The sequence below is a fragment of the Candidatus Coatesbacteria bacterium genome (assembly GCA_014728225.1).
Classification (GTDB): Bacteria; RBG-13-66-14; RBG-13-66-14; order RBG-13-66-14; family RBG-13-66-14; genus WJLX01.
This window is the reverse complement of sequence record WJLX01000091.1, coordinates 1-10973: the sequence shown is the minus strand read 5'-3', so window position 1 is coordinate 10973 and position 10973 is coordinate 1. Positions and strand designations below refer to the sequence as shown.

Sequence of the window (10973 nt, the reverse complement as noted above, 5' to 3'; positions counted from 1 at the left end):
TAATCCACGTAGTCGCCGATTTCGATCCGCGTCGTCGAGGCCAGGACCAGGCAGGTGGCCGTGCTCTGGGTGACCTTGAGCACGCCGAGGGTGGCGATCTGCTCGTCGGGCAGGGTGATGGTGCCCAGCTCGCCGGGGTCCTCGACGTCGCGGCCCTCGCGCCAGACGACGAGTCGGCTGCCGGGTCGCAGGTCCATGTCGCGGCCCCAGTCGACGTAGACGATATGGCCGTCGGCGGCGTAGAAGCGGTCGTCGCGTTCGCGGCAGACGTAGCCGCGCTGGTCGTAGCGCTCGTCCTCGGATTCCCACTCCCGGGCGGGGACGGCGGTGCGGAAGTCGAGGAACTGCTCGTCGACGTCCTCGCGGAAGCGCAGGCCGTCGCCCTTGTGCAGGGCCTCGAAGCTGGCGATGACGGTGGCCCGGCTGACGTCGTCGTGGACCTCGTCGATCTCGATGATGCCGACGTTCTGGATCAGGTTGCCGACGTCGATGCGGGTGCCGGGGATGACGACGCGGCCGCGGTCGCGGTAGACGAGGAACTGGGCGCCGGGGTAGAAGCCGTCTTCGTCGCCGCCGGAGACGTAGAGCTGGTCGTAGAGGGCGAACATGGTGCGTTCGGGTCCGACGGCGGCGACGATGTGGGCCAGCTCGGGCAGCTCGTCGATGTCGGGGACGACCTCGCCGCCGTACTCGAGCAGGCGGCGCCACAGCTCGACCAGGTCCTCCTTGGAGAGGGTGACGATGGGTTCCTCGTCGCGGATGCGCACGCGGATCTGGTCGGGCAGGTCGGGGGGGACGTTGGGCGGGATGTAGAGCTCCTCGCCGGGATAGATCCAGTGGGGGTGCTCGACGAGCTCGGGGTTGGCCTGCCAGATGAGGGGCCAGAGCCAGGGGCTGCCGAGGAACTCCTCGGAGAGGTCCCAGAGGGTGTCGCCGGAGCGGACGGTGTAGATGCGATCGGCGGAGAGGGTGCGCGCCGCGGCGGAGAGGGTCAGCAGGGCCAGGACGGCGGCCAGGACGAGGGGGGCGCGCTTGGACATCGGGTCTCCGTTCGGATCCGCGGGGGCGGGCGACGGTCCAATTCTACGGGGCGGCGCCGGCGGGGTCAAGGGTCAGGCAGGCCGAGGGCGGGACGAGGGCGACACCGAGCTCGGCGGCCAGGGGCAGCAGGCGGCGGATGACGTCCAGGGTCGTCGGGCGGTCGTGACCGATGGCGACGACGGGTCCGTCGCGCTCGACGGCCAGTTCGAGGGCCCGGCGCAGTTGGGCCTCGACGGCGCCGGCGCGGTTGGAGTTGTCGAGGAAGACGTCGCGCCGGGCGCAGCTCAGGCCCAGCTCGGCGGCCACCCGGCCGACGACGGAGCCGTGGTGGGTGTAGGAGTCGACGAAGTACAGGCCGCGGGCGTCGAGCTCGGTCAGGACGAGGGAGACGGCGCGGCGGTCGGCGGTCAGGCGGCTGCCCATGTGGTTGTTGACGCCGTCGACGGCGCCGACGTCGTTCAGGGCGGCGGCGATCAACCGGCGCAGCTCGTCGTCGGATTGGTCGACGTAGAGGGCGCCGGGGCCGGGATACTCGCCGCCCAGGGGTTGGCAGGGCAGGTGGAGGAGGACCCGGCGTCCGGCGGCCCGGGCCGCCGGGACCACGGCGGCGGAGAACTCGCGGTAGGGCAGCACCGACGGGGTGACGGGCAGCTCGAGGTAACCGGCGGTCTGGGGGTCGCGGGCGCCGCAGTCGTCGATGATGATCGCCAGCCGGGGCCCGCTCCAGCGCGGCGGGGCCCAGTCGATCTGCAGGCGGAGCCGGGCGGAACCGTGGGGCGGACCGCAGTTCATCGTCAGCCGGTACGAGCCGTCTGATAAAACATCGGTCTGGTATGCAAGAATCTCCCAGGCGGCGGCACGGACGACGGCGGCGGCGCGCTGGGCGAGGGCCTCGGCGGCCTCGGCGTCGGCGACGGCGAGGGTCAGGGTCGCGGCGGGTCGGCGGTTGGGCGGTCCGGCCGGGGTCAGTTCGAGGGCGGCGGCCAGCTCGAGGGGGGTCAGGGCGGTGGAGGAGCAGCAGAGGAGCAGGACGAGGAAAACCGCGGCGCGGAGGGTTCTCCGGCCGCGGTCATTCAAGCGGATGGGCGGGGGCACCGGCTCCCTCCCCGGACGCTCAGCTACGGGATTCGTGGTCGGGGGCCTCGGCCTCGGCCGACTTGCCCTTGCGGATGACGAAGAGGTAGAAGAGGTAGAGGACGAGGATGTCGACGGCGCCGCAGAAGACGACGGATTCGGCGAGGTTGAGCTCGATGGTGGCGGTCACCTCACCCTGGCCCAGGGCGGCGGCTTCGGCGCGGATCAGCTCCTCGGGCACGCCGGGGGGCTCGGGCTTTTCGCGTTCCGGCTCCTCGTCGGGTTCCAGGCCGGCGACGTATTCTTCGTAGGCCGCCAGCTCGGCCTCGTACTGCTCGCGCAGGCGTTCCTTCTCGGCCTCGACGCGGTCGGCCGGGGTCTCTTCGCCGTAGTGATCGACGTACATGCGGTCGAAGTTCATCTGGGCGAAGGTGTGGGATTCGCCGAGGGGGACCTTGACGACCTTGGCGGCGTCGGTGATCCAGATATAGTTGAAGACCGCCAGGCCGGCGATGAGCAGGAACATGACGATGACCTGCCAGACCTTGTTGGCGCCGAGGATGTTCATGGAGCCTCCTGGGAGCGGGGCTTCGCGGGGCCGGTAGCCGGTGAAGTCGCGGGAAATGGACCCCGGTCCGGGGTTCGGGAATCGGGGTGTCGCTTTCGAGTCTTCCAGTTTAACAAATCCGCGGCCCTTTGTGGGCCTGGCCTTGGGGTGTGTCGGTGGCGGGGCCGCGGGGAGCCGGTGTCCGGCGCCGAGGGGCTCAGAACGCGGGCGCCGTTTGTGCCTAGTAATCGTCGAGGCGCATCGGCATGATCAGGCAGAGATAGTCTTCGCCGTCGGCGGGCTTGATCAGGCCGGGCCGCAGGTTCTCCAGCAGTTGGAATTCGATCTCCGGAGCCTCGGTGGCCTTGAGGGCGTCACTGACGTAACGGGCGTTGAAGCCGATGCGCAGGGGCTCGGCGTCGTAGCCGACGTCGAGCTGCTCCGCGGCCTCGCCCTGCTCGCTCTTGCCGGTGATGCGCACCTGGTTGTCGTCGAACTCGTAGGCCACTCGATGGGAGGTTTCATCGGCCATCAGGGAGATGCGGCGGGTGGCGTCCTCGAGCAGGCCGCGGTTGACGCGGGCGCTGCGGGGAAACTCGGCGGGGATCAGCTTGTTGTAGTCCGGATAGTCGCCCTCGATCAGGCTGGCGGTCAGCACGGTGTCGCCGAAGTCGGCGACGATGTGCCCCCGGGCCAGGGAGAAGGTGACTTCCTCGACCTTGGCGGCCAGCTTGTCGATCTCGCTGACGGCCTTGGTGGGGATGATCCCGGCGAAGTCGTAGTCGCCGGTTTCCAGTTGACGGGTGCTCTTGGCCAGACGGCGGCCGTCGGTGGCCACGAAGACCAGCTCCTGACCCTTGGCGGAGATGTAGATGCCATTGAGAAAGTAGCGGGTTTCGTCGTAGCTGACGGCGAAGATGGTCTGGTGGATCATCTCGCGGACCGTGTCCGAGGACAGGGTCAGGTTGGTTTCCGGGGCGACCTGGGGCTGGGGGGGGAACTCGGCGGCTTCGATCCCGGCGAGGCTGAAGCGAGCGTTCTCGCAACTGATCGTGCAACTGGTGCCCTCGACGTTGACGGTGACGGCGGCCTCGGGCAGCTCGCGCAGGATCTCGGTCAGCTTGCGCGCCGGCAGGGTGATCTCGCCGCCGCCGTCGACCTCGGCGGCCAGCCCGCAGGCGACGCCGACCTCGAGGTCGGTGGCGGTCAGCTGAAGGCGCCCCGCCTCGGGGTCGGCCTTGACCAGGACATTGGAGAGCACCGGCAGCGGGGGGTTCTTCTTGACCACGCCGGCGACCATTGAGAGGGTGTCGAAGAGGGTGCCCCTTGAGCAGACAAATTCCATATTTCCGGTCCCCCTGTGGGTGGCCGACGGTGACAGCGGTCGCCGTCGAAGAGATGGGAGAATGAGTGCCGTTGAAAAGGGTCGTTCGGTCCGGCGTCGGCGCGGAGTTGAACTCGCCCGTCGGCGCGACCGGCCGTAGTAACCAAGCGACCCCGGCTGGCGGTAGCAGTGAACTCCCCCGTCGGCGCGAGCGGCCGGGGCCGTCGAATGCCGGGCCCGGGCGCCGGATGCTGATCGCTTGTGTTCGAACCCGCAAGCCGCAAGCCCGTGCGCCGGATCCCAATGTCGCCGCCGGAAGTCGCAGCCCGATCGTCGGAGCCGGCCTATTATAACCCAGGTCGGTCCCGGGGAGCGAGTCTGTCGTCAGCGGGAGCGGGCCGATCGGTCGACCGGGCCGGGTGAACCGTTGAAACAGCCTTCGTCCGCCCTTAGTACACTTCGACCCAGGCCAGCAGGTCGTCGCCGGCGGCGTCGTCGGCGGGGTTCACCCCGGCGAGGTCGGTCTGGTACTCGCCGTCGGGACCGGGGCTGGCGACGAAGACGCCACGCTCGTCGCGCAGGTAGGCGACGGGATTGCCGTGGACGTCGGCGGGCAGGCCGTCAACGAGCTGCTCATCGTCCAGGTAAGGTCCGAACCACAGCGAGGTGTCCGTGGGTTCGACGGTCAATTCACGCAGACCCGCGGCGCCGCTCGCGCCGCCGTCGTCGGCGCTATCGGGGGCGTCGGCCTCGTCCCCGGCGGTCGACGCGCCCTCGCCGGGCCAGCGCAGCATGTCGGAGCGGAAGGTCTCGACGGCCTCGGCGATTTCCCACAGCCGCTCGGCGGCCGGGGGCAGCTCCTCGGGACGGGCGAACCACAGCCCGACGAGGAGGCCGACGAGGGCCAACACGGCGATCCGGCCGATACGACCCCGACGCTCGGAGCGGCTCTCGGCGGCGTCCCGGCACTCGGGACAGATGTTACGGCCGCCCAGGCGGCGGCGGCAGTCCCGGCAGATCAACCGGCCGCAGCTCAGGCAGACGCCGACGGCGGGCTCGGAGGGATGAACGGGACAGCGGCCGGCTGCGGCGCTGGCTGGGGAGCGATCTTCCATGTGACTGCCGGATCGGGTGCCGCCGAATCGTCCGCCGACGGCGCAGCCGCGCTGAAGGGCGACCGACCGTATCGCGCCCGGGCGGACGAAGACCTGGTTCTCGGACGGGCAACGTGGCTAGGCTACGGGCCGACCGTGTCGCGCCCGGGCGGACGAAGACCGCGGCGGTTTATCCGGTTGGCCTTCCAGCCCGCCGATCGTGGTCTGACGGGCCTTTAGCAAGTCGTGTAGGGTGCGCATTCAGGATTGTTCGAGTATAGCAAGCAGGGTTGGGGGTGTCAAAAGATTGGTGGTGTCGGGGATCGGCGCGCCTGTGGTATAATTTGACCCGCTTGAAATTATGACACACTAGGCCGGTCAGGCACTGCAGCCGACAAGCGGCGCGCCCAAACCGGCAAACTGGGGACAGTTCCAGCGAGACGAGGTCGACGCATGGCCAAGAACCGGCGGACCAAGGAAAAAATACCGACGAAAACCATCTGGGACATCCTGGCCTGGCCCTTCCGGGCCTACCGGGTCCACACCCGCAAGATACCCAAGTGGTTGAAGTTCGTCGAGGGGTTGGCCATCGCCCTGGCGGTGGCCCTTATCCTGCGGGCCACGGTCATCCAGGCCTCCTGGGTGCCCTCGGGCTCGATGAAACCCACCCTGCTGGAGGGCGACTTCATGCTCGTCAACCGGCTGGTCTACCTCTACCGCGATCCGGAACCCGGCGACATCATCGTCTTCAAGCACATCCAGCGCGACTTCTACGGCCGGGAGATGGAAACGGACCTGATCAAGCGCTGCGTCGCCGTCGGCGGTGAATACTTCAAGCTCGAGGACGGCTACGTCTGGAAGGACGACGACGCCGACCACGCCGACGTCGACGAACCCTACGACGAGACAAGCTACCTCGGCCCGGGCATCTACGGCCACACCTACAGCTACCCGGCCTACGGTGGCGACTGGTTCGAGGAGGGGGTCTGGTACGAGGTGCCCGAGGACAAGCTGGTCATGCTGGGCGACAACCGGCCCCACTCCGCCGACAGCCGCTTCTGGGGCTACCTGGACGAAGAGCGGATCAAGGGCAAAGCCTTCGTGCTCTACATGAGCTTCGAGGGTCACAAGGAGGGCGGCCAGATGATGCTCAGCCTGGCCGACATCCCCTACTACCTGTCCCATATCCGCTGGGAGCGGTTGATGGACATGGTTGAGTGACCCGCCGTGGACGAGGCGGCGCCAGCCGGGAATGACGGGACGGAGCACCGGGCGCGCTGGTGGCACTACCTGCTGGCCGTCGGCGCCGCGGTGGCCATCGCCCTGCTGTTGCGCTTCTTCGTCTTCCAGGCCAGTTGGGTGCCCACGGGCTCCATGCGGCCGACCCTGCTGGAGGGCGACTTCCTGCTGATCAACCGCCTGGCCTACCTGCTGCGCGAGCCGCGACGCGGCGAGGTGATCGTCTTCTCCGACGGCGACGTCGATTACGTCAAGCGCGTTCTGGCCGTACCCGGTGACGAGTACCGCTTCGCCGACGGCTACCTCTGGGTCAACGGCGAACGCCTCGACGAGCGGCCCTATCTGGCCGACGGGGCCTGGGGCCACACCCGGGGGCTGCACCTCGGCGGCGAGGTGCACCGGGTACCCGCGGACTGCTACCTGGCGCTGGGCGACAACCGGCTGCACTCGCGGGATTCGCGCAGCCTGGGCTACGTCCGGCGCGGGGAGATCCTCGGCAAGGCCTTCCTGGTCTATCTCTCCGTGCGTCTGGGTGAACTGGGCGAGGCCGGCTGGTGGGCGGCGCCCTTCCATCTGCGGCTGGACAGGATGCTGGACGTGGTACGCTGAAGCGGACGTACGCCATGAAACGGGACGGACAAACCCCCGGGAGCATCTTCAGTGCGCGGCGCCTTGGACTGGCCGTACTGGCGGCCCTGCTCCTGGTGCTGGCCCTGCGCCTGTTCGTCGTCCGCAGCTACCGGGTCAGCAGCCACGCGATGAGCGAGACCATCCTGCCCGGCGACTGGGTCCTCGTCAGCCGCCTGTCCTACAACTTCGGCGACCCCCGGCGCGGCGACGTGGTCTGCTTCACCTCGCCCGGTGCCGGGGGTCAGGACTTTTTCGGCCGGGTGATCGCCCTGGGCGGTGAAACCCTCGAGATCCGCGACGGCCTGGTCTACATCGATGACGACGCCGAACCCCTCGACGAACCCTACGTCAACCACACCCGCCGGGAGGACTTCGGCCCGGTGGTGGTGCCCGAGGGACGGCTGTTCATCCTGGGCGACAACCGGGCCGAGGCCCGGGACTCCAGGGTCTGGGGCCCCCTGAACGCCGGGCTGGTCCACGGTGAAGCGCTGGGGATCTTCTTCTCCAGCGACCCCTACGCGGTCAGCCTGTGGCCGATACCCGAGGCCGAGGTGCGCTGGGAGCGGATCGCTGAACCGATCGACTAAGCCGCCGTTGCTTGAGAACAGCCTCAACTATTCAGCCCCGGGAAAACCGCCGCCGACGGTTGTTGTCCTGTTCGCTGAGCTGGCGGTGCCCGCGGCGGCGGTTTTCTCGGGACGGCGCGAAGCACTCGAACGGAGTCGATGGCTACACGCCTGTTCAGTCTGGTTTTGCCGGCGCTGGGCCTGCTGGCGACGGCCTGCGCACCAGCGGGCGATAGCGCCCGGGTCGCGGCCCGGATCGTCTCCGGCGTGGCGCCGGAGCGGGTGTTCTTCGAGGAGGAGACGGACCCGGCGGCTCTGCTGCGGGCCACCCGTCGCCTCGTCGACGACCCGCGCAAGCGGGCGGAATTCCTGGCTGAGCTGCGGGTTGAGCTGGAGCGGTTGGAGGAAGAATGAACAAGCTGCTCCCGGCCTTGGCGCTGCTGTTGTGTGTGATGAACGGCTGCGATGACGCCGGACGGGCGTCTTTCGAGGAGGCCTTCTTCCTCTACCGCGACGGCCTGGCGGCGGGGTTGGAGCGCCGGGAGATCGCCGAGCAGCTTGCCGAAGCCGGCTGGAGCGAAACCGAACTGGACCGCAGCCTGGAGCGCCTGCGCGAGAACGACCCCGAGGGCTACCGGGCTCTCTTCGACCGTTATCGCGCCCATCGCGGCCTGCCCCGGGAGGAGGGGACCGGTGACTGACGGCACCGAAGTCGACGCCAACTATGAATCCCTGGCCCGGGCCCTGGCCCACGAGCTGCGCAACCCGCTCAACGCCATGCGGCTCAACCTGGAGCTGCTACGCGAGGACCTGCACGATCTGGGCGCCGGCGAGGAGTCCCTGGAGATCGCCGCCAGTCTGTCCCGGGAGATCGACCAGTTGACCGAGATCACCCGGGCCTTCCGCGATTACACCCGCCGTCTGGTGCCGCGCAGCGAGGAGGTCGAGCTGGCCGAGCTCTGCCTGGACCTGGTGACCTTCCTCAAGCCCCAGCTCGAGGCGGCCGGGGTGGCTTTGGAGCGGGAGTTCCGCCCGGTGACCGTCGTCGCCGACCGGACGATGATCCGCCAGGCGTTGCTCAACCTGCTGCTCAACGCCGTCGAGGCGGCGGGGGAGGGCGGCCGGGTCGCGGCCCGTTGCGAGCCGTCGGCGGACGGCGGCGCCCGGGTGACGATCCTCGACGACGGTCCCGGCCTCACCGGGGATCCCGAGAACTACTTCGAGCTGTTCACCTCGACCAAGGACGAGGGCACGGGGATCGGCCTGCCTCTGGCGCGCAAGATCGCCCGGGTCCACGGCGGCGAGGTGACGCTGAGCAACCGGCCCGGGGGTGGCGCCGCGGTGAGCTTCGTCCTGGCCGCCCGGCCGCCGACGGCGCAATGATTGAGCTCGGCCGGCCTGTGGCGATCGGCCGCACTGCCGCCGTTCACCCCTACGGTCCGGGCCGGGTGCTCAAGCTGGCGCGGCGCGGCGCGGTCTCCACCCTGGAGTTCGAGCACCGGGCGCTCGAGGCGGCCCGCGCCGCCGGTCTTCCCGTACCGCGCAGCTTCGGCACGGTAGAGGTCGACGGCCGGCCCGGCCTGATCCTCGAAGCCGGCGAACCCCGCAGCCTGCAGTGGCGGTTGGAGCACGGCGCCGCCGAACTCGAAGCCGCCGCCGGCCTGGGCGCCGAGCTGCAGGCTCGGGTCCACGCCGCGGCCGCCCCGGCGCTTGTGCCGGTCAAAGAACGCCTGCGCAAGCGGATCGCCGCCCTGCCGGACCGGGGACTGCTGCCCGTCGAGATCGCCGCTGCCGCCTTGCGGCGCCTGGCAGACCTGCCCGACGGCACGAGCCTGCTCCACGGCGACTTCCACCCCGGCAACCTGCTGCCCGTGCCGGGTGGCGGCTGGTGGATCATCGACTGGGTCGACGCCGCCCGGGGCGACCCCGCCGCCGACCTGGCCCGCAGTTGGGTACTGTTCAACTTCCACCTCACCCGGGAGGATGAGGCGCCGCGCGGCGCCGCCGAATACGCCGAGCTGGGCCGGCGCTTCTGGAACGCCCACCTCGGGCGCTACAGCGAGCTGACCGGCCTCGAGCCCGCCGCCGTCGAGGCCTGGAAGCTCCCCGTGGCCGCCGCCCGCCTCGGCGAGGGCCTCCCCGGCCTCGAGCGTCTTCTCGTTCCCCGCTGTCGCCAACTGGCCCAAGGATAAACACGATGGCTAAGCCGCTGATCCTGATCGTCGACGACGAGGCCGAGGTCCGCCGCGCCCTGGAGCGGGTGATGAAGCGCCACGGCTACACCGTTCGCACCGTGGCCGACCTGACCGAGGCCCGCGAGGTCCTGTCCTCCGACAAGGTCGACCTGCTGCTGACCGACCTGCGCCTGCCCTCGGGCGACGGCCTCGAGCTGGTCCGCCTGGCCCGCTCCCTCAACGCCACCACCGCCGTCATCGTCCTCACCGGCTACGGCTCCGTCGAGACCGCCGTCGAGGCCATGAAGGCCGGGGCCTACGACTACCTGACGAAGCCCGTCAACTACGACGAGCTGTTGATCCAGACCGAGCGCGCCCTCGAACAGCAGCGCCTCCAGGACGACGTCCAGCAGCTCAAGCGCCGCCTCTCCGACAAGCTCTCCAGCGAGATCATCGCCGCCAGCCCGCAGATGAAGCGCATCCTCGAGATGGTCGACCAGCTCGCCGGCACCGAGGTCACCGTCCTGGTCAGCGGCCCCTCCGGCGTGGGCAAGGAACTCGTCGCCGATGCCATCCAGCACCGCAGCGACCGTCGCGACGGCCCCTACATCAAGCTGCACTGCGCCGCCCTGGCCGAGGGCGTCCTCGAGAGCGAGCTCTTCGGCCACGAGCGCGGGGCCTTCACCGGCGCCGTCAAGCGCCACGCCGGCGCCTTCGAGCGCGCCGACGGCGGTACTCTGTTCCTCGACGAGGTCGGCGAGCTGCCCCCCGCCACCCAGGTCAAGCTGCTGCGCGTCCTGCAGGACCAGCGCTTCGAACGCGTCGGCGGCGAGCAGACCCTCCAGGTCGACGTCCGCCTGCTGGCCGCCACCAACAAGGACCTGGCCGCCGAGGTCGCCGCCGGTGCCTTCCGCGACGACCTCTACTACCGCCTCAAGGTCGTCCAGCTCGTCGTCCCGCCCCTGGCCCAGCGCCCCGAAGACCTGCTGCCCATGATCAGCCGCTTCGTCGCCGAGGCCGCCGAGCGCAACAAGCGCCCCGTCAAGGGTGTCGCCCCCCGGGCCCTCGAGCAGCTCACCGCCTACGACTGGCCCGGCAACGTCCGCGAGCTCAAGAACACCATCGAGGGTATGGTCGCCCTCTCCCGCGGCGAGGAGCTGACCGTCGGCGACCTGCCCCCCGAGATCAAGGGCCGCGTCGAGCGCCTGGCCTCCACCGGCGAGATCCGCGTCCCCGTCGGCTGGACCATGGAGCAGATCGAGCGCGAGGCCATCCGCAAGACCC

12 protein-coding genes are annotated in these 10973 nt (G+C 69.7%); 7 read left to right on the top strand and 5 right to left on the bottom strand.

Going from position 1 to position 10973, the window contains the following annotated elements; genetic code table 11:
* The 5 genes from GF399_06395 to GF399_06375 all read right to left on the bottom strand — a co-directional run.
* Positions 1-1040, bottom strand: a 1040-nt coding sequence (locus tag GF399_06395; GenBank protein ID MBD3399944.1) for a LysM peptidoglycan-binding domain-containing protein, incomplete at its 3' end; no start/stop codon positions are given.
* 43 nt (positions 1041-1083) lie between these two features.
* Positions 1084-2136: a hypothetical protein gene (locus GF399_06390; protein MBD3399943.1), complete on the bottom strand. Its 1053-nt coding sequence runs from the start codon at positions 2134-2136 to the stop codon at positions 1084-1086.
* A gap of 19 nt (positions 2137-2155) precedes the next feature.
* A complete protein-coding gene (locus GF399_06385; protein ID MBD3399942.1) occupies positions 2156-2683 on the bottom strand; it encodes a hypothetical protein in 528 nt (175 codons plus the stop codon).
* Positions 2684-2903: 220 nt separating this feature from the next.
* Positions 2904-4007: a DNA polymerase III subunit beta gene (gene dnaN / locus GF399_06380; GenBank protein MBD3399941.1), complete on the bottom strand. Its 1104-nt coding sequence runs from the start codon at positions 4005-4007 to the stop codon at positions 2904-2906.
* A 428-nt stretch (positions 4008-4435) separates the two neighbouring features.
* Positions 4436-5101, bottom strand: coding sequence for a hypothetical protein (locus tag GF399_06375; GenBank protein MBD3399940.1), 666 nt, complete (start codon positions 5099-5101; stop codon positions 4436-4438).
* Between the two features lie 432 nt (positions 5102-5533).
* Here GF399_06375 and lepB (GF399_06370) point away from each other — a divergent pair, with 432 nt between their 5' ends.
* From lepB (GF399_06370) to GF399_06340, 7 genes are all read left to right on the top strand, one after another.
* On the top strand, positions 5534-6301 hold the full coding sequence (gene lepB, locus GF399_06370) for a signal peptidase I (protein ID MBD3399939.1): 768 nt from the start codon (positions 5534-5536) through the stop codon (positions 6299-6301).
* 6 nt (positions 6302-6307) lie between these two features.
* Positions 6308-6928 carry a signal peptidase I gene (lepB, locus tag GF399_06365; GenBank protein MBD3399938.1) on the top strand — a complete coding sequence of 207 codons (621 nt, stop codon included), beginning with the start codon at positions 6308-6310 and terminating at the stop codon, positions 6926-6928.
* Between the two features lie 14 nt (positions 6929-6942).
* Positions 6943-7536, top strand: coding sequence for a signal peptidase I (lepB, locus tag GF399_06360; GenBank protein MBD3399937.1), 594 nt, complete (start codon positions 6943-6945; stop codon positions 7534-7536).
* 138 nt (positions 7537-7674) lie between these two features.
* Positions 7675-7929 carry a hypothetical protein gene (locus tag GF399_06355; protein ID MBD3399936.1) on the top strand — a complete coding sequence of 85 codons (255 nt, stop codon included), beginning with the start codon at positions 7675-7677 and terminating at the stop codon, positions 7927-7929.
* Between the two features lie 51 nt (positions 7930-7980).
* On the top strand, positions 7981-8898 hold the full coding sequence (locus GF399_06350) for a hypothetical protein (GenBank protein MBD3399935.1): 918 nt from the start codon (positions 7981-7983) through the stop codon (positions 8896-8898).
* On the top strand, positions 8895-9707 hold the full coding sequence (locus GF399_06345; GenBank protein ID MBD3399934.1) for a phosphotransferase: 813 nt from the start codon (positions 8895-8897) through the stop codon (positions 9705-9707). Before GF399_06350 ends, GF399_06345 begins: the two co-directional genes overlap by 4 nt.
* 5 nt (positions 9708-9712) lie before the next feature.
* Positions 9713-10973 (top strand): response regulator (locus tag GF399_06340; protein MBD3399933.1); only part of this gene is annotated, 1261 nt, incomplete at its 3' end.

Bases quoted from the DNA above. Each gene is read 5' to 3' on its own strand.
- dnaN (MBD3399941.1), bottom strand. From the start codon at position 4,007: ATGGAATTTGTCTGCTCAAGGGGCACCCTCTTCGACACCCTCTCAATG.
- GF399_06355 (MBD3399936.1), top strand. From the start codon at position 7,675: ATGGCTACACGCCTGTTCAGTCTGGTTTTGCCGGCGCTGGGCCTGCTG.
- lepB (MBD3399937.1), top strand. From the start codon at position 6,943: ATGAAACGGGACGGACAAACCCCCGGGAGCATCTTCAGTGCGCGGCGC.
- GF399_06350 (MBD3399935.1), top strand. From the start codon at position 7,981: ATGACGCCGGACGGGCGTCTTTCGAGGAGGCCTTCTTCCTCTACCGCG.
- GF399_06375 (MBD3399940.1), bottom strand. From the start codon at position 5,101: ATGGAAGATCGCTCCCCAGCCAGCGCCGCAGCCGGCCGCTGTCCCGTT.
- GF399_06385 (MBD3399942.1), bottom strand. From the start codon at position 2,683: ATGAACATCCTCGGCGCCAACAAGGTCTGGCAGGTCATCGTCATGTTC.
- lepB (MBD3399939.1), top strand. From the start codon at position 5,534: ATGGCCAAGAACCGGCGGACCAAGGAAAAAATACCGACGAAAACCATC.
- GF399_06345 (MBD3399934.1), top strand. From the start codon at position 8,895: ATGATTGAGCTCGGCCGGCCTGTGGCGATCGGCCGCACTGCCGCCGTT.